The sequence below is a fragment of the Confluentibacter flavum genome (assembly GCF_002843175.1).
Taxonomy (GTDB): domain Bacteria; phylum Bacteroidota; class Bacteroidia; order Flavobacteriales; family Flavobacteriaceae; genus Confluentibacter; species Confluentibacter flavum.
Genome location: NZ_PJEO01000051.1, coordinates 163,251 through 187,356, shown reverse-complemented (window position 1 = coordinate 187,356; position 24,106 = coordinate 163,251). Strand labels below are relative to the sequence as shown.

Genomic DNA, 24,106 nt, shown 5'->3' with positions numbered 1-24,106 from the left:
TTAAACTAACATCCATCATAAAAAAAACATAAATATTTATGTAAGCATTATTTTTTAAACATAAAATAAACCGCTAAGACCAAGAACACAAAGGCAATAATATGATTGGTTCTAAACGTTTCTGTTTTAAAAAAAATGAGGGTGAAAATCGCAAAAACAACTAACGTTATAACCTCTTGCAACAGTTTTAATTGAATAAGTGAAAAAGGGCCACCGTTTCCTTTAAATCCTATTTTATTAGCAGGCACCTGAAAAGCATATTCAAATAAAGCAATAAACCAACTTATTAATACGATGGCTATTAACCCTAATTTATTGAACCACTTCCACTCGGCAAATTTTAAATGTCCGTACCAAGCAATGACCATAAACGTATTGCTTAGCACCAAAAGCACAATAGTTAAAAGTCCTTTCATACAATTTAATATTAAAAAAAATGAAAACTAAATTAGTCTATTTTTTTGATTGTCTTAATTTTGAAAAAAAAAATTTATGCAACTCGTTTTTGCCACAAATAATCTTAACAAGATAAAAGAAGTCCAAGCGTTAATGCCCCAGCATATTACATTATTTAGTTTAGAAGATATTGGTTGCTTTGAAGACATTCCCGAAACCCAAAACTCTATAAAAGGCAATGCCATACAAAAAGCAGAATTTATAAAAAACAACTATGGCTATGATTGTTTTGCAGACGATACAGGATTGGAGGTTGATGCTTTAAATGGCGAACCCGGCGTTTACTCTGCGCGTTATGCAGGCGAACAACGAAATGCAGAAGATAATATGAATACTTTATTAAATGCTTTAAAAGACAGTCCAAATAGAAGCGCCCATTTTAAAACCGTAATTGCATTACACATTAACAACCAACAACATACATTTACAGGTATTTGCAAAGGTGAAATAACCATTACCAAACATGGTGAAAAGGGTTTTGGTTACGACCCTATTTTCAGACCCAATGGACACCAAAAAACATTCGCCGAGATGGATCTAAAACTTAAAAACACTATTAGTCACCGTGGAAAAGCCATATCTCAATTAGTCTCTTTTTTAAATTCTTAGAACTTATAATTAAATTATAAAAAACAAAAAAGCTAGTTGGCAGTTAATATTCTTTACACTACATTTAGTATATGACAGAGGAAGACATAGAAAAAGAAAATGCAGCCATTACCAAAGCCTACAAAGAGTTATTACGCGTTAGTTATACAACACTAACGGACGATGATAAAAAATTTATACGAAAGGCTTTTGAGATTGCTGTTGACGGACATAAAAATCAACGTAGAAAATCTGGTGAAGCTTATATATTTCATCCTATTGCCGTTGCTAAAATTGTTGCCCAAGAAATTGGATTGGATGCGACGTCTATTGCTGCGGCCCTACTTCACGATGTCGTAGAAGATAGCGCAGATTATGCTATTGAAGATATTGAAGAGCTTTTTGGAGAAACCGTTGCGAAGATTGTTAGTGGACTTACCAAAATTTCATCATTAAGTAAAGAGCAAGGTATGGATGTATCACTGCAAGCAGAAAACTTCCGTAAAATGCTCCTCACCATGAATGATGATGTACGGGTAATCATTATTAAAATTGCCGACAGACTCCACAATATGCAAACCATGGACTCGATGCGAGAGGACAAACAAATTAAAATTGCATCTGAAACCATGTATATATATGCCCCATTGGCGCATAGAATAGGGCTTTACAACATAAAAAACGAACTCGAGGATTTAGGATTAAAATATTTAGAACCAGATACTTACAACGACATTCTTTTCAAAACAAAAGAGAGTAAAGAAGAACAAGACTTATATATAAAGGAGTTTAGTGATGTTATAAAAAAATCGTTAGATAAAGAGAGTTTAGAATACACCATAAAAGGACGTCCGAAATCTATTTTTTCCATAAGAAGAAAAATGATTAAGCAAGGAGTCCCTTTTGATGAAGTGTATGACAAGTTTGCTATTAGAATTATTTACAAAAGCGATGAAAGTACAGAGAAATTCTTTGCATGGAAAATATATTCTATAGTAACCGACCACTTTAGACCAAACCCCGTGCGCCTTCGCGATTGGATTTCTTCACCAAAATCAACGGGCTATGAAGCCTTACACATCACGGTTATGGGGCCTAAAGGAAGATGGGTTGAAGTACAGATACGTAGCGAACGTATGAATGAAATTGCTGAAAAAGGCTATGCAGCTCATTATAAGTACAAACAAGACACTGAAAAAGAAGACAATCTTGAAAATTGGATTAACAAACTTCAAGAAGCTCTGGAAAATCCAGATATTAATGCGGTCGACTTTGTTGAACAATTTAAACTCAATTTATATTCTAAAGAAATATTTGTTTTCACACCAAAAGGTGAATTAAAATCGTTGCCTAAAGGAGCCACTCCGTTGGATTTTGCATTCAATATTCATACGGAAGTCGGTATGAAAACCCGCGGTGCCAAAGTGAATGGAAAATTAGTCCCGCTTAGCCACGAATTAGCAAGTGGCGATCAAGTGGATATATTAACTTCAGACAATGCCAAACCAAATGCCAATTGGTTAGATTATGCCACTACAGCCAAGGCAAGAGCCAAAATAAAATCAGCTTTAAAAGAAGACAGGAAAATCATTGGTGAAGAAGGAAAAGAGATTTTAAGAAGAAAACTGCGACAGCTTAAAATAACATTAAATGAAAATAGTGTCAACGAAATGGTTCGATACTTTAAACTTAAAACAAGTTTAGATCTTTTTTATCGTGTTGGTATTGGATCCATAGATAATGTGATGCTTAAAGATTTTGCTTCATCTAGGAGCAATGCTTTAATGAGCTTCTTAAAAAATAAAATTACACGAAAAACAAACATCCCTAAGGAAGAATTAGATAAAGAAGAAGTCACTGCCAATTATGACTCGTTGGTTTTTGGTAAAGAAGAGGAAAAACTTGACTATAAATTATCTACTTGTTGCAATCCCATTCCCGGTGATGAGGTTTTTGGTTTTGTAACGGTCAGTGAAGGTATTAAAGTGCATAAAAAAAATTGTCCTAATGCTTTAAGTTTACAATCAAACTATGCCTACAGGATCATGCCCGCCAAATGGGTTGACTCTACCCGTCAAGAATTTTCAGCGTATATCATGATTTCTGGAATAGACCATATGGGATTAGTAAATGAAGTAACCAAAATCATTTCAGAGAATATGCATGTAAACATGAAAAGTCTTAGCTTTGAAACAAACGATGGCCTGTTCTCTGGAAAAATAAACCTTATTGTAAATAACAATACTATTCTGAAAAAGGTTGTAGAAATGCTTAAAAAAATTAATGGCATCGATAAGGTATATAGAGTGTAAAAAAGTGTAAATTTGCATTGCAATTATGAGTTTACCAACAGACACAAAAAATCAAGAGATTGTTAAGAGTGTATTTACAAGCTTTTTAGAAAATAAAGGGCATCGTAAAACACCCGAGCGCTATGCGATTTTACAAGAAATCTATAATAGCGAAGAGCATTTTGATATAGAATCGCTGTATCTAAATATGAAAAATAAAAAGTATCGCGTGTCTCGTGCCACACTTTATAATACTATAGAATTACTTTTAGAATGTGGCTTGGTTAGAAAACATCAATTCGGACAAAATCAGGCGCATTATGAAAAATCCTATTTTGATAGACAACACGATCATGTCATTCTAACAGACACTGGTGAGGTCATCGAATTTTGCGATCCAAGAATTCAATCAATAAAAAAAACTATAGAAGAAGTTTTCGATATCGAGATTAATACACACTCGCTTTATTTTTACGGAAACAGAAAATCAACTAAATAATTATTTTTTACAATGGCAGTAGATTTACTACTAGGATTACAATGGGGAGACGAAGGCAAAGGAAAAATTGTTGACGTACTTACATCCAAATACAACATCATTGCTCGTTTTCAAGGTGGGCCAAATGCAGGACACACCTTAGTTTTTAATGGAAAAAAACATGTTTTACACACCATTCCATCAGGTATTTTTCATGATGAGGCCATGAATTTAGTGGGAAATGGCGTAGTTATAGACCCTGTTATTTTTAGAGGTGAATTAAAAAAACTTGACGAGCAAAACATAGACTATAGAAAATCGTTGCTTATTTCCCGTAAAGCACACATTATTTTACCAACCCACCGCTTACTCGATGCCGCTAGTGAAGCATCAAAAGGAAAAGCTAAAATTGGCTCGACCCTTAAAGGTATCGGTCCTACTTACATGGATAAAACCGGCAGAAATGGTATTCGTGTAGGTGATTTGGAATTAAGCGATTGGAAGGAACGCTATAGGGCTTTGGCTGATAAACATGAATCGATGATTGCTTTTTATGATGCCAAAATTGAATATGATTTAGAAGAACTTGAAACCGAATTCTTTAAAGCCATTGATGTTTTAAAATCGTTGAAATTTATTGATTCTGAAGAATATATATACCAAGCACAAAAATCTGGTAAAACCATACTTGCTGAAGGCGCCCAAGGGTCGTTGTTGGATATTGATTTTGGAACCTATCCATATGTAACATCAAGCAATACCACTGCTGCTGGTGCTTGCACAGGTTTAGGTGTAGCACCAAACCAAATTGGTGACGTATTTGGTATTTTTAAAGCGTATACTACACGTGTGGGTTCTGGTCCGTTCCCAACAGAATTATTTGATGAAGATGGTGCAACCATGGGTCGCGTGGGTCAAGAATTTGGAGCCACTACAGGCCGACCAAGACGTTGTGGTTGGTTAGATTTAGTAGCTTTAAAATATGCTTGCCAAGTAAATGGGGTTACCCAATTAATGATGATGAAAGGCGATGTGCTTTCTGGTTTTAAAACCTTAAAAGTATGCACCGCTTATAAATATAAAGGTGAAGTAATACAACATTTTCCATACAATATAGAACCTGAAAATGTAGAACCCATTTACACTGAAGTCAGTGGCTGGCAAGAAGATTTAACGGCTATGTCTGAAGATTCACAACTTCCTAAAGCATTAAATGACTATATTGAGTTTTTAGAAAAAGAATTGGAAATTCCTATCACAATTGTTTCAGTAGGTCCTGATAGAAAACAAACTATTTTCAGATAGAACTATTTCTATTTTATAATTTAAACGCTTCAAAATAATTTTGGAGCGTTTTTTGTTCCAACATACTTAAACATCATATTAATCGTTATTTTTACGACAAATAATTTCAGTTTGAAAGTACTACATCATTTTTATATTCTCACACTTTTCTTTTTAGCAGCTTCATTATTTGGGTATGCTCAAGAAAAAAAGCAGCTTGAGATTATTTATGCCGGAAGGGTCAATTTTGATGAAGCCAAATATCCCGGGGCAAAAATTTTAACCAGGGATGATTCCCAACAGGTTCATGTTCTTCACGAAAACATTAATTTATGGTGTGATAGGGCTATACAATACAGTAACGAAAATTTTATTGAAGCCTATGGTAATGTGAAAATGATACAAGGTGATACTATTACCATGACATCAAAATATGTCGAATATAGCGGATTAACACAATTAGCATTTGCTAGTGGCGATGTGGTATTAAAAGATCCAACTTCAACAATTACATCAGACACATTATATTTTGACCGTTTAAAACAAGAAGCTTTTTACAGAAATGGAGGAACAGTTGTAAAGGACACTTCTGGAACCATTACCAGTAAAATAGGCCGATATTACATGAGCCTTAAAAAATATAAGTTTGTACAAGATGTCGTATTAGTAAATAAAGATGCAACGATTAACTCCAATTATTTTGATTTTTATTCGGATAGTGGTCACGCCTATCTTTTTGGACCTTCAACCATCGTTACCGAAGAAAGTAAAACCTATTGCGAAAAAGGATTTTACGACACCAAAACCAAGATTGGCTATGCGATGAAAAATGCCAAAATAGATTATGATAATAGAGAGATTAAAGGGGATAGTTTATATTTTGACAACAACATAAGTTTTGCATCGGCAACAAATAACATAAAAGTCACGGACACCTTAAACAACAGTATCGTAAAAGGCCATTATGCCGAGCTTTTTAAAGATAAAGATTCCTTATTCATAACCAAACGTGCCTACGCCATCACGCTTCAAGAAAATGATTCTATTTATATTCACGGCGATACGTTAATGGTAACGGGTAAACCAGAAAAACGTATAACTAGGATTTTTAAAAATGTTAAGCTCTATAAATCGGATATGAGTGGGAAAGCAGATTCTATTCATATGAATCAAGAAACAGGACTTACCCAACTCATAAATATTTCAAAAGGGGTACAAAATGATGCGTTTTCAGTAAAACTTAAACCCATTCTTTGGAATATAGAAAACCAAATGACAGGAGATACCATTCATTTAATATCAGATACAAAAACCGAAAAATTAGATTCGCTCATTGTTTTTAATAATGCCTTTATAATAAGTAAAGACTCCATCGGCACAGGTTATAATCAAATTAATGGTATGCGTCTTGTGGGACTGTTTGATGATAATAACGAATTGTATAATATTGATATAATTAAAAACGCCCAGTCTATTTATTATTTAAGAAATGATGATGATGAATTAATTGGGATAGATAAATCTAAATCAGGTTCCATCAATATTAAAATTTCAGAAAAAGAGATTGATGAAGTTAATAAAATCAATCAAGTAGATGGCAATTTGTACCCAGAATCGAAATATCCCGAAAACGAAAAATTTTTAAAAGGATTTGATTGGCGCGATGAAGAACGCCCAAGGAGTGTTGACGATTTGTTTAAAGACGATCCTCTTTTAGTTTTACCTGTTATCAAAGGTCTTGATGATTATATACCACAAGAAGATTTTTTTGATGAAGGCATGTTGGAACGCATAGAACAAGCTGATGAAGCCAGTAAAAAAACAGATAAGGACAAAGACCCTAAAGCCTCTAGAAATTTACCGCAAAGAGTAAAAGACAAAGAAGAAAACCAACTCATTACCCCAGCAAATGATTCTGTTGGCGGTCAGAAATAATGAAATCAGATTTTTTTAAATACCAAGCTCAGACCACAACACATCCATTAGCAATGGAAATTTCCCATGCTAATGGTTCTTATATTTACGATACTAATAATAAAGCGTATCTAGATTTTGTTGCTGGCGTTTCGGCTACCCCTTTGGGTCACAATCATCCTAAAGTCATAAACGCTATTAAGGAACAGGCCGACAAGTATTTACACGTTATGGTATATGGTGAATATATTCAAAAACCAGCCGTTGAACTCACTAAATTGCTTGCCAAACACCTGCCCTATCCTTTAGAAAAAACCTATTTAACAAATTCTGGTACCGAGGCTATTGAAGGTGCTTTAAAACTTGCAAAACGTGCTACTGGTAGAAGTGGGATAATTTCTGCTTACAATGCCTATCATGGCAATACTATGGGTTCGATGAGTGTTATGGGCTATGAAGAACGTAAGCAAGCGTTTAGACCCTTATTGCCTGACGTAACGTTTATAAATTTTAATAATGAGGACGATTTAAGCCATATCACTACAAAAACGGCTTGTGTCATACTAGAAACTATTCAAGGTAGTGCTGGCTTTGTAGAATCCATTAATGGATACTTAGAAAAAGTTAGATTACGGTGTAATGAGTTTGGAGCCCTTTTGATTTTAGATGAAATACAACCTGGCATAGGTAGAACAGGAAAATTATTTGGTTTTGAACATTACAATTGTATTCCAGATATTTTAGTAACCGGCAAAGGTTTAGGTGGCGGTATGCCCATTGGTGCTTTTACGGCATCTACTAAACTCATGGATTTACTTTCAGAAAACCCTAAATTAGGACATATCACCACATTTGGTGGGCATCCACTTATTGCGGCTTCAGCATTAGCGACCTTACAAGAAATTACAGAAAGTGATTTAATGCCATTAGCCTTAGAAAAAGAACAACTGATACGCAAACTTTTGGTACATCCACTCATTTTAGAAATTAGAGGAAAAGGCTTAATGCTAGCCTTAATAACACCATCTGCGGACATCGCAAATACGGTTATTCTTAAATCCCAAGACCTTGGTTTGATATTATTTTGGCTGCTTTTTGAACCTAAGGCTGTACGAATTACACCGCCTTTGACCATATCAAATGATGAAATAATTAAAGGATGTGGCATTATTATAGCTGTTTTAAACTCAATTAAACATTAAAAAAACACATTCAACGTTCTGAATATCAAAAGAAAGCATATTATAAACAAAGGTGTTCATTACTTTGTTAAAAACATTTACGTATTTTTTACAAAAAACTCAATTCAAGCCTTAAATTTATTGGTGAAGAACACTTACAAATGTGCTTATGGAGTTTAGTCATGATGACAACAACAATCTGCCGCTTACCAAGTTTGAATCGATGCTGAAAACAAACCATGTTTTATTCTTTGATTCCGAAGAATTTGAAAACATCATTCACCATTATCTCAACGAAGGAAAAATAGCTCTAGCAAAAAAAGCCATAAAACTAGGTTTACAACAACATCCAACGTCCGTTAATTTGAAACTATTCAAAGTTGAAATCTATGTGTTTGAAGACAAATTGATTCAAGCAGATGAGTTATTGAACGAGCTTTATATTTTAGAGCCTCATAATGAGGAAATTTATATCCAGAAAGCAAATATCTTTTCTAAAAAGGACGATCATTTACAAGCTATAGATGTTCTTAAAAAAGCACTGGAGCTTACAGATGATGCCGTAGATGTTTATTCCCTTATTGGCATGGAATATTTGTTTTTAGATGAATACGAAGAGGCCAAAGTGTATTTCATGAAGTGTCTTGAAGAAGATTTTGAAGATTATTCCGCGCTTTATAATGTGGTATATTGTTTTGACTTTTTGAACCAAACGGAGGAATGCATTGAATATCTTAATTTATTTTTAGATAAAAACCCTTATTGCGAAGTAGCATGGCACCAATTGGGAAAACAATATTTTGAACTTAAAAAATATAAAAAAGCATTAGCGTCTTACGATTTTGCAATCATTTCTGATGATACGTTTGTGGGTGCTTATATTGAACGAGGAAAGGTTTTAGAAAAATTAAACCGTTTTGAAGATGCCATCGAAAGTTATTCCATAACACTTAAATTAGACGACCCTACACCTTATGCCTTGCTTCGTATAGGAACATGTTACGAAAAATTGAATAATCCCGATTTGGCGATTCAATTTTACGAAAAAACCTTACATCAGGACCCATCCTTGGATAAAGGTTGGATTGCCATTACAAGGTTTTATATCAAAAAAAGAAACTATCAAAGAGCCCTTTATTTCATAAATAAAGCCATTAATATTGATACTGAGCATGTAATTTATTGGAAATTATATTCCCAAATAAATCAACGTTTAAACTTTTATGAAGAGGCAGAACGTGGTTACAAAAGAACTTTGGAATTAGGCAACTACGAATTAAACACTTGGCTTTCCCGTGGTGATCTTTTAATTAAACTTGGTGAGCCCCAAGCTGCTATTTATAATTTTGAACAGGCCGTTGACTTTTATCCTGAAAATGCTGAAATTGAATACCGTTTGGCAGGATTGTACTTTACGTTGAACGAGTCTGACAAAGGCACTTTTCATTTAAAAAATGGTCTAAAATATAATGAAGATTATACGTTTATTTTAGATGAACTTTTCCCTGAAATCATCAATAAAGTACAAGTTAAAGATTTACTAAAAGCAAATCAATAATAAAACGTTTTATATGGTTATATCTATTGTCTTCAATGGGTCATATGTAACATCTATTTAATTATACGCTTTTCTGACTAACTTTTTAGCAATAGATGTTTGCATAAAATGTATACCTTTGGTTTTAGCTTTAAAATCAATATATGCAAAGACGTTTTTCAGACTATCTGATCGTTTCTCTTAAAGGATTAGCAATGGGCGCAGCAGATGCCATACCTGGTATTTCTGGTGGCACTATTGCCTTTATTTCAGGAATTTATGAAGAGTTAATCGCCACTATTAGCAATATAAAACCTTCCCTTTTTAGGACTCTTTTTAAAGAAGGTATAGTCGCTTTCTGGAAAGAAGCTAATGGCAATTTTGCTCTAGCATTATTGCTAGGAATCGTTATTAGTTATGTATCATTCATGAAACTTGCTAAATATCTTTTAGAATATCATCCCATTCTTATTTGGTCATTCTTTTTCGGACTCATTGTAGCTAGTATTTATTTTGTTGGTAAACAAATTACTAAATGGAATGTATCTACCATTATTGCCTTAATTATTGGAGCTTGTATCGCTTTCTATATCAGTATACTTCCTGTAATGGCTGCTAATGACAATTTGTTATTTTTGTTTTTTGCAGGAGCTATAGCGATTTGTGCCATGATCTTACCCGGTATTTCAGGTTCTTTTATATTAATCATTCTTGGAGCTTATAAAACAATAAGTGATGCCATTCATGATATTGATATTAAGAAACTTTTAATATTCATTGCAGGAGCTATTATAGGTTTACTAAGTTTTAGCCATGCTTTAAAGTGGTTATTTAAAAATTATCATAACGTGACTCTTGCCCTTCTTACTGGATTCATCTTCGGATCATTAAATAAAGTTTGGCCTTGGAAAGAAACATTAACTTGGTACACAAATTCTAAAGGGATCAAAGAACCATTACTTCAAGAAAGCGTTTCGCCTTTTTCTTTTAATGGTGATAGTCAGCTATTGGTTGCGTCTATTTTAATGATTATTGGATTTTTAAGTATTTTTATATTAGAAAAAATAGGTTCAAAAAAACAATAATGGAAAGCACCAGAACACTTATGGACAAAATATTTCTAATCCTAAAAGGGATTGGAATGGGCGCTGCCAATAAAGTTCCTGGTATTTCTGGTGGTGTAGTGGCATTTGTTGCAGGTTTTTACGAAGAATTTATATACTCGCTTAAAAAAGTAAATGGCAAAGCCTTTAAATTATTGATTAACGGACGTTTTAAAAGCTTCTACAATTATATCAATGGTCGTTTTTTAATGCTTCTATTTTCTGGAATGATTATTAGCTACTTTAGTGTCTCTTTAGTTTTGGATTATTTAATCAAACATTACGAACTATATGTTTGGAGTGTTTTCTTCGGAATGATCATAGGTTCTATATACTATATCAATAAAGACTTTAGGGATTGGAATTTTAAAACCTATGCATCCCTTGCCATAGGTATTTCATTAGGAATTGGAATTAGTTTTTTAAATCCTGCAAAAGAAAATGACAACTTATGGTTTGTGTTTTTTTGTGGAATTATTAGTGTTTCAGGGATGACGTTACCAGGGTTTTCTGGGTCATTTATACTTATTCTCTTAGGGAACTATGTGTTGCTTTTAGTAGATTCCGTAAATGCTTTATTTGATACGTTCTATGACATTTTAGGAGGTAACCTAAGCTTTATAAACAACCCTGAACGCATTAGGATGCTAAAGGTTTTAGCGGTTTTTACCTTAGGTTCTATTACGGGCTTAGTAACCTTTTCCCATATATTGAGCTATATTTTAAAGCATTATAAAAGCATCACACTTTCATCTATTATCGGATTTATAGTAGGCTCTTTAGGGGTTGTTTGGCCATGGAAAGAAACCATATATAAATTAACCGATGACGGCGCTTTTATATACGATTCCAGAGGAGAAAAAGTAGTAGAAAACTTTAAACGTTTTATTCCTGAAATAAACTTAGAAACTTTTTACGCCATTTTATTTATATGTCTTGGCATTGCTATTGTTTTAGCACTTGAAATGTATGGACAAAAAACCAGAAAAACACATGCATAAATTAGGTCTTTTAGGGAAAAATATCTCTTATTCGTTTTCAAGAAACCATTTTAAATTAAAATTTGAGAAAGAAGGAATTACAGATGTTACCTATGACAATTTTGATATTGAAGACATTTCAATGTTTCCATCCATAATAAAAAATACGGACGGTTTAAAAGGTTTAAATGTGACCATCCCCTATAAGCAAGCTGTAATACCTTTTCTTGACAAAGTAGATAAAAAAGCAAAGGCCATTGGAGCCGTTAATACCATTAAACTTAAAAAAAACGGTAAACTAGTTGGTTATAATACAGATTGTTATGGCTTTAAAAAATCAATTAAACCATACTTAAAAACACACCACAAAAAAGTATTAATTCTGGGTACTGGTGGCGCCAGTAAAGCCATTGCCTATGTGTTGAACGAACTTCGTATTGAGTTTGCATATGTGTCTAGAACGGCATCAGAACATGTTCGTTTTACGTATGATGACCTGAATGAAACCATAATAAAAGACTTCGATATTATTATTAACTGCACACCATTGGGCACATTTCCAAACATTGAAAATTGCCCCAATATTCCATATCAAGGAATTACAGAAAAGCATATCCTTTACGATTTAATATACAACCCTTTAGAGACGAAATTCCTTAAACTTGGTAAAGAACATGGGGCAACAACCATAAATGGTTTAAAAATGTTGGAATTACAAGCTGAAAAATCATGGTCTATTTGGGATTTATAGTAAAACTCTCTTTCAGGGAATAAAAGAAAAGTCCGTCTCCTTTTTGTAAATACTCGACTTGTTAGTATCTTTAAACACAAAACACATTTAATTGAACCTAAACATTTATTAAAATGTCTGAGATAGATAACCTGCAAAATGCAGATGGACCGGAAAAGCATAGCCAACCCATTCATTCAAACAATGATGATGATGCTATAAAAACTGAAGAAGTGCCTTCAAATACAAAAAATATTGAAACTTCTGCTGAAGAAAACGCACCTGAAGAAAAAAAACCTGCTAAAAGCAAAGATTCGGATGGGCATGAGGAACTTTTGAATGAGATAGATGATTCCAATGCGGAAGATTCAGAGGACGAAGGAAATAAAGACAGACATACCATAGAATTTAAGGAATACGACAAAATGTCGTTAGAAGCGCTGGCCATAGAACTTGAAAAATTAGTAAAAAACGAAAAAGTTCAAGCAATAAAAAAACAAGTTGACGCTATTAAAATTGAATTCAACTCACAGTTTAATGATTTATTGGAAGAAAAAAAGGCAGATTTTATAAATGATGGTGGCAATGAAATAGATTTTTATTATACAACCCCATTCCAAAAACAGTTTATAAATGCCTACAAGGAATATAGAAATAAATTACACGAACACCGCAAAAATCTAGATCAAAACCTTAAACAAAACTTAGCAAACAAACTTGAAATTATAGAAGAAATAAAAGGTTTAATTAATGTGGAAGAAAACATTAATACAACTTACAAACACTTTAAAGAACTTCAAGAACGATGGCGAAATACGGGTCCCATTCCAAGAGATAAATATAATAATGCTTGGAATAGTTACCATCACCATGTTGAAATGTTTTATGATTTTCTACATTTAAATAGAGATTTACGTGATTTAGACTTTAAACATAATTTAGAACAAAAAGTAAAAATTATTGAGCGTGCTGAAGAATTGGCACAAGACACCGATATCATGCGGTCTTTTAGAGAACTTCAAGAGCTTCACAAAATGTGGAAGGAAGAGCTAGGACCTGTAGACAGGGAACATCGAGAAGCTATTTGGGAACGTTTTAAATCCGCTACAAAAATCATAAACGATAAACGTCAGTCCTATTATCAAGAAATTGATAAAAGTTACGAGAAAAACCTAGATATAAAGCTTGACATTATCAAAAAAATCAATGAGATAAATAGTCAAGAAACAAAATCACATGGTGCTTGGCAAAATAAAATTAAAGCTATTGAAGCGTTAAGAAACGATTTTTTTAATGCTGGCAAAGTACCTATAAAAGTTAATGAATCTACTTGGGCCAAATTTAAAGCGTCCGTTAGAACGTTCAACAGACAAAAAAATGCCTTCTACAAAGGCTTAAAAAAAGATCAATTTACAAACCTTCAGAAAAAATTGGAACTGATAAAAATAGCTGAAGACAACAAGGATAGTGAGGATATTGAAGTTACTACTGCTTTAATGAAAAAAATCCAAAACGATTGGAAAAAAGTTGGTCACGTTCCAAGAAAAGACAGCGATAAAATTTGGAACCAATTTAAAGCGGCTTGTAATCATTTTTTTAACAGACTTCACGCCAACAGAAATGCCGAAAACAAAGAAAGTCTGGATGCCTTCAACAAAAAGCAAGAATTATTAGAGGTTTTAAAATCTTTAAAGTTAACTAAAGACAAAGAAAAAGACCTAGAAACCATAAAAGAGTATATAAACCAATGGAATACTATTGGTAGAGTCCCTAATGACAAACGTTATATTGAAGGTAAATATTCTAAAGTATTAGATGACTTGTTTTCTAACTTAAAAATGGATAAAGATGAGTTGGAAATGATAAAGTTTGAAAATAAATTGGAAGACTTGAATAATTCAGATAACAACAAGAATCTTGATAACGAACGCTCTTTTATCCGTAAAAAAATTGACGAAATCAAAGGACAAATCAATCAATTGGAAAACAATTTACAATTTTTCACTAATGTGGATGATGATAATCCCGTAGTAAAAGAAGTGCTCAATAATATTGAAAACCATAAAGACGAATTAAAACTTTGGAAGAAAAAGTTAAGTAAAATAAAAGAACTATATTAAATGAAAAACCTCCAAAATTGGAGGTTTTTTATGATTCTATTCTTCTTCGTCCGTTTTGGATTTTGGCTTTTCAACATCTTCTGAAAAATCCAATAAATCGTGTTGTTGCAATAAATTATACCATTGAACAATCTTCTTTATATCACTAACATAAACCCTATCTTCATCATATTCAGGTAATACACTAAAGAAATATTCTTCAAGTTTATCATTACTATCTTTAGCAGTCACCGTTGTTGGCTGCCCATTTTCTTTTTCTTTTATAATGTTAAGCACTTTTTTAAGAGGCACTTCTTCGGTTAAAGTGTAAATGGCTATTTCGCTTAAAACACTCACATTTTGCCTAACATTTACAGATACTCTTTTTTTATCCAACAACGATTCTGCAACAAAACCACCTCTGGTTTGTGCTATTAATTTATATAATCCTGGTTTACCAGTAATTGATAATATTTTTTCTAAACTCATAAAATAGTTTTAATTTAAAGGATGGCAAATATCATTTGTTTATAGTTGTTTTACAAATATTATCGCTTCTTTTTTGCATTGGGAAATCGCATTCTATAATCAACGTCAATCTCACCCTTAGATATTTTATTGAGTTTCCCCTTAATTAATCGCTTTTTTAATCCAGATAATTTATCAGTAAACAAAACACCTTCAATATGATCGTATTCATGTTGTACTACCCTCGCTATCAATCCTTCAAATACATCTGTATGCTTCTTGAAATTTTCATCTAAATATTCAACTGTAATTTTTGGCTTTCTTAAAACATCTTCCCTAACATCTGGAATACTCAAACAACCTTCATTAAACACCCATTCTTGACCTTCTTCATTTAAAATTTTGGCATTGATAAAAACGCGTTTAAACATTTTTAACGCCATTTGCTCTTCTTCACTTAAATCTTCATCTGAAAAAGGTGCGGTATCAACCAAAAACAAACGGATGGGAAGTCCTATTTGGGGTGCCGCCAAACCTACACCAAAGGCATTGTACATAGTTTCAAACATGTCTGCTATAAGCGTATCCAAATTCGGATAATCTTTAGAAATATCCTCTGCTTTCTTTTTTAAAACCGGATCGCCATAGGCTACAATTGGTAATATCATTTACTTTATTGAATTATTGGATGCAAAAATACAATACTTAACTTTGAATATAAATTTTTTGTGTTTGAAAAAGTATTCTGAATAAAAATTATTTTGAATATAAATAACTTTGCAAAATAAGTGTCGCACTAATTTCATCAACAAGTGCTTTATTTTTACGTTGGTTTTTTTTCAAACCACTATCAATCATCGTTTGAAACGCCATTTTAGACGTAAACCGTTCATCGACACGTTTAACAGGAATATTTGGAAATTCCTCAACCAACCGATTGATAAAAGGTATGATGATGATTTCACTCTCTGAAGCCGTATTATCCATTTGCTTTGGTTCTCCAACCAAAAACAATTCTACGCTCTCTTTCTCGGTATATTCTTTTAAAAAAGCAAATATATCTTTAGTAAACACGGTAGTTAGTCCAGATGCAATAATTTGTAACTCATCGGTTACAGCTATTCCTGTTCTTTTTAAACCATAATCAATTGCTAAAATTCTAGACATATAAACGTTTTGACAAAAATAATGTAATAAATAAAAAAGGCTGCCTTTTAGACAACCTTTCTTAATACTTAGCCTTAATTATTAATATTTAAACTTTTACAGTTTTATTTATTTTAGGAAATAACAAATCAATATTTTCAACGTTTCTTAAACGGTTTAAGTAAATTCTAATGTCGCTATTAGAACGAACTAAAGTAGCTTCAGTTGTTACATCTTCTTTAATTGTTGATACTGTTTCAGAATCATTAGCATTTAAAGAAACCTCTTCATTATTTTGAGAAACCATTACAGTAGATTCAATTTTTTTAGCTTCTACATTATCTTGTGCACTTGCGAAAGAGAAAGAAAGTAATAAAATTAATAAGATGTAATTTGTTTTCATTTTGACTTGGGTTATAATGATGAAACAAATATATAATCACTATGAAGCTCAAACACAATTTATTAGTTATAAGCGGTTGAATTTTCGATTAGTAGTGGAGTGGCAAATTTTTATCGATAAATAGATAAAATGCAAGATTTTAAAGATTAAATACAGCTAAAATGTATTTAATCGGTTTATTTTTTTCTTTCAAAGGGAAAATGAATCTGCTTTTATAGAAAAATGTTCGTTGTGTGACATGATTTCAATGGTTTTTTAAAAACACATTTAAACTAATTCTTTTCCCTTTTTTAAATGATACCTATTATATTTGCCCAAAATATAATTATCAATGACAGAATTACAAAAAACCATAGAACAAGCTTGGCAAGACAGAGCACTTTTAAAAGAAGAAACAACAATAACGGCTATTAGAAAAGTTATTTCTTTATTAGATTCAGGAATCTTAAGAGTTGCGGAACCTATAACTGGGGGATGGCAAGTTAACGAATGGATTAAAAAAGCCGTAGTTTTATATTTTCCTATTCAAAAAATGGAAACCTTAGAAGCAGGCCCATTAGAATTTCATGATAAAATCCCTTTAAAAACAGGGTATGCCGAAAAAGGCATTCGTGTGGTACCGCATGCTGTTGCTCGATATGGTGCCTATATTTCCAAAGGAACTATTTTAATGCCAAGCTTTGTAAATATTGGAGCTTATGTAGATGAAGGCACGATGGTGGACACTTGGGCAACTGTTGGTAGTTGTGCGCAAATTGGTAAACACGTGCATTTATCAGGTGGCGTTGGTATTGGTGGTGTTTTAGAACCTTTACAAGCAGCTCCCGTAATTATTGAAGATAATGTTTTTGTTGGTTCCCGTTGTATTGTTGTAGAAGGCGTACATGTTGAAACAGAAGCCGTTTTAGGTGCCAATGTGGTGTTAACCATGAGTACTAAAATAATTGATGTTACAGGAGATAAACCTATTGAAATGAAAGGAAGAGTCCCAGCACGTTCAGTAGTCATCCCTGGAAGTTATACCAAAAAGTTTGCGGCTGGTGAATATCAAGTGCCTTGTGCCTTAATTATAGGAAAACGTAAAGAAAGTACCGATAAGAAAACATCTTTAAATAATGCGCTTCGTGAAAACGATGTGGCAGTGTAAATGAAAATTTTAATCATACAGCAAAAAATGATTGGCGATGTGCTTACAAGCAGTATTCTGTTTGAAGCACTTCGTTTAAAATATCCAAAAGCACAATTACACTATTTAATTAATGAACACACCTATCCTGTTGTTCAAAACAATCCGTTTATAGATCATTTTATTTTTTTCACTCCTGAATTGGAGAAGAGTAAAATAAAATTGTTCAATCTTGCCCAAACAATAAGAAAGGAAAAATTTGATATCGTTATTGATGCTTATTGCAAGCTATCAAGTAACTTTATATCCGCCTTAAGTGGTGCTAAAATAAAAATTTCTAAATATAAATCGTATTCTTCTTTTATCTATACACATCCCATTAAGTATAAAAACGAATCAACTTCTGTTGCTGGATTGGCTATTGAAAACCGATTACAGTTACTGGAACCTATTGATATTGAACTTTCAAAAATCATTATCAAGCCAAAAATCTATGTAACGGATTCTGAAAAAGAAAAAGCAAAACAAGTACTCTTGGAATCAAGCATAAATCCATCTTTGCCCATTTTCATGATAAGTGTTTTAGGGAGTGGGACAAACAAAACATATCCGTTAGATTACATGGCACGTGTCATTGATTTTGTAGTACAACAAACCAATGCGCGGATACTGTTCAATTACATTCCAAAACAAATTGAAGAAGCAAAATCTGTGTTCATCGCATGCAAACCAGACACACAAAAACAAATTTTCATGTCGGTTTTTGGTGCTAACCTTCGTGAATTTCTTGCGCTGACTTCTCATTGCACTGCCCTGATTGGCAATGAAGGAGGTGCTATAAATATGGCTAAAGCGTTAAATGTGCCGACATTCACCATTTTTTCACCTTGGATTGAAAAGAAAACCTGGGCCTCATTTGAGAACGAGAATAATAGGTCCGTTCACTTAAAAGATTATAAATCTGAATTTTTTGAAAATAAGGAAGGTAAAATAATAAAAAAAGAAACCTTAACTTTATATAAAGAATTTAAGCCTTCATTCTTTTTAGAAAAATTAAATGTGTTTTTAGATAACATCCTTAATAAATGAACAAGCTTACAGCTATTATCCCCACGGGCAATGAAATACACAATATAGAAGCTGTTATCGCCTCTGTAAATTTTGCTGATGAGGTTTTAGTGGTTGATAGTTTTAGCACCGATGGTACTTTTGAAATGGCTGAAAAACTAGCCACAAAAGTCATTAGAAGACCTTTTGATTATCCGTCTTCACAAAAGAATTGGGCCATTCCCCAAGCTAAAAATGAATGGATTTTACTTGTTGATGCCGATGAACGTGTGACACCCGAATTAAAAGCTGAAATTATAGAAATCCTTAAAAATCCAGACTCAAATATAGTAGCTTATTGGATTGGCAGAATTAACCATTTTATGGGTAAACGTGTTCATTACAGTGGCTGGAGAAACGATAGCGTTATTAGATTGTTTAAACGTGATTTTTGCAAGTATGAGGATAAGCATGTTCATGAAGAAATTATTGCTAATGGAATAGTTGGTAAGTTAAAAAACAAGCTGTATCACAATACCTATGTCTCACTTGACAAGTATATGGATAAAATGAATCGATACGCTACCTGGCAAGCCAAGGATTATGACAAAAAAACAGGGACATTAACGCCGTATCACTTTATATTAAAACCGCTTTGGGGTTTTTTTAAGCATTATATTGTACAAAGCGGATTTAGGGATGGTGTTGTTGGCTTAACCATTGGATACATTCAAGGATATGTCGTATTTATGCGCTATGTAAAACTTTGGTTATTACGAAAAGGCAGAGAATAGATTATGACTTCCAAAACTTTAATTTTTTCTTTAAACGTTTCTTTCTGTAAAACCGTTCTTGAAAAGCTTCCGTTTCCTGCCACATTAAATTAAATACCTTTTCGTAATCGTAACCAGTACATTTAGCATATTCATCACTCATGACTTCAATCATGGATTTATGAATGGTAAGTTTTGAAAAGTTTTTAATTCTGGTTTCAAAATCAAGTTTGCCAAAATTCATTCTATTTAAATCCACTAAATAAAATTTATAATCACCCTTATTTAATTGAATTAATGTATTGCCCGGCGAATGGTCTAAAAAATGAATGCCATGCTCATGCAACCCATAAGTAAATCTGGTAAAAGCCCGTAATATGTTTTCGTGATTTGGATAGTTTAAATCCGTTGTCAACTCCCTGTAGGTTAAATCGTAATCCAAGTGCTCACTTATGTAATAGCTTTTCTTAAACAAAAAGGCGGTTGTAAACTCGTAATAAGCAATAGGTTGTGGTGTTCCAATATGCAATTCCGTTAATTTATTTGCATATTCAAAAGAACGTTGCGCCTTGCTTTTTCTGAAAAATCTATAGGCAATCTGATTGATGATATTAGGAATTTTAAAGGATTTGACATTAACCGTCATATCCTTAAACTGAAATAGTTTTAATGAATTACGGTCTTGATTGCCGAATGGATTTCCTTTAACATCAAAGTTAACAATAGAGTCATTTAAAAATTCTTGAATATTATCAAAATCCTTGTGGATTACCTTATTCTGTTTCATTAGCTTACTTTGGCTACAGTAGCAAATTGAACATATTGCATATCTAATTGCGTAAAAAAAGTTAAAGCATAAAACAAATAAGGTTTGATAGATTTACTTTTATTTATCCCTTCATGCTTAACAACAGTATATCCCAATTCCTCATACATTCGCCGAATACTTTTTTTAGTGAAAAATCTTAAATGTGTTTTATCCATCACTCCATGATCTTCATATTTCCAATCTTTATTAACAACTATTTTTCTAAGTGCTTTATAAAATCTAATATTTGGAATGGAACTAATAACAACACCTCCAGCTGATAATTTTTCTTTAATTATTGAAAGGACTTCATAGGGATCTGCTAAATGTTCTAATACATCATTAAAATAAATGGTATCAAAATAATTATTAGGTAAATCTTCAATAAAATCCTCACATCTTCCAATAAAGACTTTATCCAATTTTTTTTGAGCTTCAACCCCATGTTCATTCATGTATTCAATACCCCATACTTCTGCATTATTGTTGGTTTTTATGATTTCAGCAAAAGCTCCATTTCCGCAGCCAATATCTAAAATCCTATTAGCGTTTTTTGGTAGATATTTAAGCATCTCCATGCGTACATTATCATAGTAACCTTCTGGTTTATTTTTGTAATCCATATTCAAAAATATAACAATAAAATTAATGAACTATATTTATTTAATAACCTTATAAAAATAAAAAAACTGTAATTTGCATATTAAATTATTTTTATGTCGAATTACCCTAGTTGCTCTTTAATAACACCCACATATAATTGGCCAGAAGCTTTAGAGTTATTATTACTTAGTGTTAAACAACAATCTCATTTACCCAACGAAGTAATAATTGCAGATGATGGTTCTAAAGTGGAAACTCAAAAATTAATACAAAAGTATCAAAAAGACTTTCCTATACCATTAATACATATCTGGCACGAAGATAATAAAAACCGGAAGCCTGCTATAATGAATAAAGCCATTGCTGCTGCCAAACATGAATACATTATTGAAATTGATGGTGATATTATTATGCATAAACATTTTATAAAAGATCACCTTGATATGGCTAAAAATGGATTGTTTTTGTACGGAAGTCGGGTTAATTTAAAAGAAAATATTTTAACTGAAATTTTTAGAGATAAACAAATCACTTTCAATTTGTTTTCAAAAGGCATAAAAAAAAGAGGCCGTACAATACGGTTGCCAATACTTTCTGAACTATATAAGGAAGAAGATAAAAGATCTTCTAAATTAAGAGGTTGTAATATGTCTTTTTGGAGAGAAGATTTTATACGCATTAATGGTTTTAATGAATCGTTAACAGGCTGGGGAATAGATGATAGTGAAATGATACAGCGCCTCTTAAACATTGGAATAAAGGGAAAGCGGCTGAAGTTTAGAGGTATTGTTTATCATATTTACCACAAAGAACAAGACAAAAGCCACATAAGTATTAACCAACTGATTGAAAAGGAAACTACAGATAAAAAAATAAAATTTATTGAAAAAGGTATTAATCAGTATTTATAAAGATTATTCCAACTGAATTTTTTGTTTTAATTTTAAAGATTTCTGTAAATAGGACTCTGTCAATACCGTAAAAAAAAGTTCAAAATACCTAGGACTAACTATACTTTTAAAAAATAACTTAAATAAAACTATGCTTTTAATTGTCAAATATTTTAAATAAGAATAGTTCTTTTTAATGACATATAGATAAGATATTTGAAGTTCCTTTTTTATGGCGAAATTTTTACCTGTACTAACTCCATGATAATGTAAAAACTTTGTTTCTGGATGCAAACAGCTTTTCAAACCTTCTTTTTTCAGTCTAAAACAAATGTCCATTTCTTCGTAATACAAAAATATATTTGTATCAAAACCACCAACTTGAGCAAAACTGTTGATATCAAAAAACATAAAACATCCCTGAATAAAATCAGCACAACACGTTTTAGTATATTGTTTGTTTTCCCTTCTATCTCTGTTTTTAGGTAAAAATAATTCAACAAATTTCCTGCCTAAAATTTCTTTTCTAATACCATGAAAATAGTCAAAACATGACACCGGATTTCCGTCTTTATTTAATTGTTGTGGCGTAACAACACCTACATTTTTATTTTCATTCATAAATGAGAATAAAGAATTAAGGCAGTCTTCTTTAAACACAATATCATTATTTATAAATGCTAAATACTTACCCGAAGCATATTGCACACCTAGCATATTTCCACCACCAAAACCTAGATTAATTTTGCTTTTAATTAATCTTACACCATCCTTGTTGTTTATCACTTCATTTAAAATAATATAATCTTCTTTAGAAGAAGCATTGTCAACAACTATAACCTCGTATTTTAATTTTGAAGTAGTAACAGCTAATACAGACTTAACGAAATTCACCGTAAGTAGGGCATTATTGTAATTTATTGTAATGACACTTACGTCCATTAATGGAAAACATTTTTGTTTAACAATGGTATAAATCTATAACAATAAATTAAAACAATTGAAATTATCCTTTATTAAAGTATTTATCTCATTTTTTGAGGACTTGTTTAAAGCAAACTGTTGTATACATTTAATGTATTAACAGCGCATTGGCTGGCTGTGAATTTTTTAAAAAGCAATTTGTATGAACGTTCCACAAACATTTTTTGTAGTTCTGCATCAACAATTAGGGTTTTTAAATTCATTGCCAGAAGCTCTGCTTCCTTAATGTTTACAAGCAATCCATTATAACCATGCTGTATTGCTTCAGGAATTCCTCCAGCTTTTGTACTGACCACGGGTATTTTTTTAAAAAAAGCTTCATAAATTGTTAAAGGTAAACCTTCACGCTCTGAAGTCATCAAATATATATCCAATTGAGACAATAAATCCATTGCATTTTCTAAAAAGCCAGTACAGGTAAAATAGGGTTCCAATCCATATTCTTTAATGAGTGGCATAAATTCTTTGGTGTTTTTTCCCTCTCTTCCAATTTGAACAAAATGTACATTCTTAATCTCTTGATTGTATATCAACTCTTTAGCTGTTTTTACCATTGTAACTAAATCTTTCGCATTAGAATGATTTGCTAGATTACCAATTAAAATAGCATGCTCTGGAATATTAAAATCTTTCCTTAAATTAACAAAACTCTTGTTTTCCGACCGTTCTATATTGATGCCATCGTAAACAACACATAATTTATAATAATTTTTTGGTTTAATTACTTTTATAAAAGCCTCCTTAACCGCCTCAGAAACACAAATGATTTTATTAATGTTTATGTAATTATATTTAAAAGTACTTAATAAACCCATTGCTCCGCTTATACCTTTCTTAGAAAAAACAGTAGGTCGTTTTAACTTAAAAATAAAGTCTGCTATAACATAAGCAGTCAAAGAATTACTTGTATGAATATGTATTATATCGGGTTTATACTCATCATTATATTTATTCAAAGATTTTGCATAATTAAATGAATAAGCTTTAACCTTAGGGATACTGGAATATTTAATATTTTTATTTTTTGCAATATTTTCAACTGGACAGTTTTTAAAACAAAATATGGCATTATCAATGCCCAATTTTTGTAATCCAAAAATTAAATCAAATAATTGCTGCTCATTACCTCCCCATCCAGTTGCTCCAGAAACATGTAATATTTTCATCTTAAATTTAATTTTCTATAAATATAAGTCAAAAAAAAATCATGCAAATGT

Annotated in this window: 24 protein-coding genes; 15 read left to right on the top strand and 9 right to left on the bottom strand. The window is 32.0% G+C overall.

Going from position 1 to position 24,106, the window contains the following annotated elements:
• Positions 1-47: 47 nt before the first annotated feature.
• A complete protein-coding gene (locus CSW08_RS14550) occupies positions 48-416 on the bottom strand; it encodes a DMT family protein (RefSeq protein WP_106660598.1) in 369 nt (122 codons plus the stop codon).
• A 76-nt stretch (positions 417-492) separates the two neighbouring features.
• On the opposite strand from CSW08_RS14550, the gene CSW08_RS14545 reads away from it, so the two are divergent.
• From CSW08_RS14545 to CSW08_RS14495, 11 genes are all read left to right on the top strand, one after another.
• On the top strand, positions 493-1,065 hold the full coding sequence (locus tag CSW08_RS14545) for a non-canonical purine NTP diphosphatase (RefSeq protein WP_106660597.1): 573 nt from the start codon (positions 493-495) through the stop codon (positions 1,063-1,065).
• 71 nt (positions 1,066-1,136) lie between these two features.
• The gene (locus CSW08_RS14540; RefSeq protein ID WP_106660596.1) at positions 1,137-3,356 is read left to right on the top strand and encodes a RelA/SpoT family protein; all 2,220 of its coding nucleotides are present in this window, start codon (positions 1,137-1,139) and stop codon (positions 3,354-3,356) included.
• A 25-nt stretch (positions 3,357-3,381) separates the two neighbouring features.
• Positions 3,382-3,834 carry a Fur family transcriptional regulator gene (locus tag CSW08_RS14535; RefSeq protein WP_106660595.1) on the top strand — a complete coding sequence of 151 codons (453 nt, stop codon included), beginning with the start codon at positions 3,382-3,384 and terminating at the stop codon, positions 3,832-3,834.
• Between the two features lie 12 nt (positions 3,835-3,846).
• A complete protein-coding gene (locus CSW08_RS14530) occupies positions 3,847-5,118 on the top strand; it encodes an adenylosuccinate synthase (RefSeq protein ID WP_106660594.1) in 1,272 nt (423 codons plus the stop codon).
• A 111-nt stretch (positions 5,119-5,229) separates the two neighbouring features.
• Positions 5,230-7,032: an OstA-like protein gene (locus CSW08_RS14525; protein WP_106660593.1), complete on the top strand. Its 1,803-nt coding sequence runs from the start codon at positions 5,230-5,232 to the stop codon at positions 7,030-7,032.
• Entirely contained in the window at positions 7,032-8,213 is a 1,182-nt protein-coding gene (locus CSW08_RS14520; RefSeq protein ID WP_106660592.1) for an aspartate aminotransferase family protein, read from the top strand. The genes CSW08_RS14525 and CSW08_RS14520 overlap by 1 nt, the downstream gene beginning before the upstream one ends.
• A gap of 148 nt (positions 8,214-8,361) precedes the next feature.
• Entirely contained in the window at positions 8,362-9,750 is a 1,389-nt protein-coding gene (locus tag CSW08_RS14515) for a tetratricopeptide repeat protein (protein WP_106660591.1), read from the top strand.
• 143 nt (positions 9,751-9,893) lie between these two features.
• Positions 9,894-10,814 carry a DUF368 domain-containing protein gene (locus CSW08_RS14510; RefSeq protein WP_106660590.1) on the top strand — a complete coding sequence of 307 codons (921 nt, stop codon included), beginning with the start codon at positions 9,894-9,896 and terminating at the stop codon, positions 10,812-10,814.
• Positions 10,814-11,833, top strand: a complete 1,020-nt coding sequence (locus CSW08_RS14505) for a DUF368 domain-containing protein (RefSeq protein ID WP_106660589.1) — start codon at positions 10,814-10,816, stop codon at positions 11,831-11,833. The genes CSW08_RS14510 and CSW08_RS14505 overlap by 1 nt, the downstream gene beginning before the upstream one ends.
• Complete coding sequence (locus CSW08_RS14500; protein WP_238987280.1) at positions 11,802-12,563, top strand: shikimate dehydrogenase family protein; 762 nt, start codon at positions 11,802-11,804, stop codon at positions 12,561-12,563. Before CSW08_RS14505 ends, CSW08_RS14500 begins: the two co-directional genes overlap by 32 nt.
• Before the next feature lie 113 nt (positions 12,564-12,676).
• Positions 12,677-14,662 (top strand): DUF349 domain-containing protein, encoded by a 1,986-nt coding sequence (locus CSW08_RS14495; RefSeq protein WP_106660588.1) that lies wholly within the window; start codon positions 12,677-12,679, stop codon positions 14,660-14,662.
• 36 nt (positions 14,663-14,698) lie between these two features.
• Here CSW08_RS14495 and CSW08_RS14490 read toward each other — a convergent pair whose 3' ends face one another.
• The 4 genes from CSW08_RS14490 to CSW08_RS14475 form a co-directional block, all read right to left on the bottom strand.
• Entirely contained in the window at positions 14,699-15,130 is a 432-nt protein-coding gene (locus CSW08_RS14490) for a DUF5606 family protein (protein WP_106660587.1), read from the bottom strand.
• 59 nt (positions 15,131-15,189) lie between these two features.
• Positions 15,190-15,777, bottom strand: coding sequence for a peptide deformylase (gene def / locus CSW08_RS14485; protein WP_106660586.1), 588 nt, complete (start codon positions 15,775-15,777; stop codon positions 15,190-15,192).
• Positions 15,778-15,865: 88 nt separating this feature from the next.
• On the bottom strand, positions 15,866-16,276 hold the full coding sequence (ruvX, locus tag CSW08_RS14480; RefSeq protein ID WP_106660585.1) for a Holliday junction resolvase RuvX: 411 nt from the start codon (positions 16,274-16,276) through the stop codon (positions 15,866-15,868).
• Between the two features lie 88 nt (positions 16,277-16,364).
• On the bottom strand, positions 16,365-16,658 hold the full coding sequence (locus tag CSW08_RS14475; RefSeq protein WP_106660584.1) for a hypothetical protein: 294 nt from the start codon (positions 16,656-16,658) through the stop codon (positions 16,365-16,367).
• A 331-nt stretch (positions 16,659-16,989) separates the two neighbouring features.
• Between CSW08_RS14475 and CSW08_RS14470 the strand changes: the two genes are divergently transcribed.
• From CSW08_RS14470 to CSW08_RS14460, 3 genes are read left to right on the top strand one after another with little or no spacing between them, the layout of a single operon-like run.
• Positions 16,990-17,805, top strand: coding sequence for a 2,3,4,5-tetrahydropyridine-2,6-dicarboxylate N-succinyltransferase (locus tag CSW08_RS14470; protein WP_106660583.1), 816 nt, complete (start codon positions 16,990-16,992; stop codon positions 17,803-17,805).
• On the top strand, positions 17,806-18,873 hold the full coding sequence (locus tag CSW08_RS14465) for a glycosyltransferase family 9 protein (protein WP_106660582.1): 1,068 nt from the start codon (positions 17,806-17,808) through the stop codon (positions 18,871-18,873). It abuts the gene before it with no gap.
• Positions 18,870-19,625, top strand: coding sequence for a glycosyltransferase family 2 protein (locus tag CSW08_RS14460; protein ID WP_106660581.1), 756 nt, complete (start codon positions 18,870-18,872; stop codon positions 19,623-19,625). The genes CSW08_RS14465 and CSW08_RS14460 overlap by 4 nt, the downstream gene beginning before the upstream one ends.
• 1 nt (position 19,626) lies before the next feature.
• Here CSW08_RS14460 and CSW08_RS14455 read toward each other — a convergent pair whose 3' ends face one another.
• Entirely contained in the window at positions 19,627-20,391 is a 765-nt protein-coding gene (locus CSW08_RS14455) for a Kdo domain containing protein (RefSeq protein WP_106660580.1), read from the bottom strand.
• Positions 20,391-21,035 (bottom strand): class I SAM-dependent methyltransferase, encoded by a 645-nt coding sequence (locus CSW08_RS14450; protein ID WP_106660579.1) that lies wholly within the window; start codon positions 21,033-21,035, stop codon positions 20,391-20,393. Before CSW08_RS14450 ends, CSW08_RS14455 begins: the two co-directional genes overlap by 1 nt.
• A 93-nt stretch (positions 21,036-21,128) precedes the next feature.
• Between CSW08_RS14450 and CSW08_RS14445 the strand changes: the two genes are divergently transcribed.
• A complete protein-coding gene (locus CSW08_RS14445; RefSeq protein ID WP_106660578.1) occupies positions 21,129-21,926 on the top strand; it encodes a glycosyltransferase family 2 protein in 798 nt (265 codons plus the stop codon).
• A gap of 3 nt (positions 21,927-21,929) precedes the next feature.
• On the opposite strand, the gene CSW08_RS14440 is transcribed toward CSW08_RS14445, so the two are convergent.
• A complete protein-coding gene (locus CSW08_RS14440) occupies positions 21,930-22,847 on the bottom strand; it encodes a glycosyltransferase family 2 protein (protein ID WP_106660577.1) in 918 nt (305 codons plus the stop codon).
• Positions 22,848-22,954: 107 nt separating this feature from the next.
• Positions 22,955-24,055, bottom strand: coding sequence for a glycosyltransferase family 4 protein (locus CSW08_RS14435; protein WP_106660576.1), 1,101 nt, complete (start codon positions 24,053-24,055; stop codon positions 22,955-22,957).
• Positions 24,056-24,106: the final 51 nt, after the last annotated feature.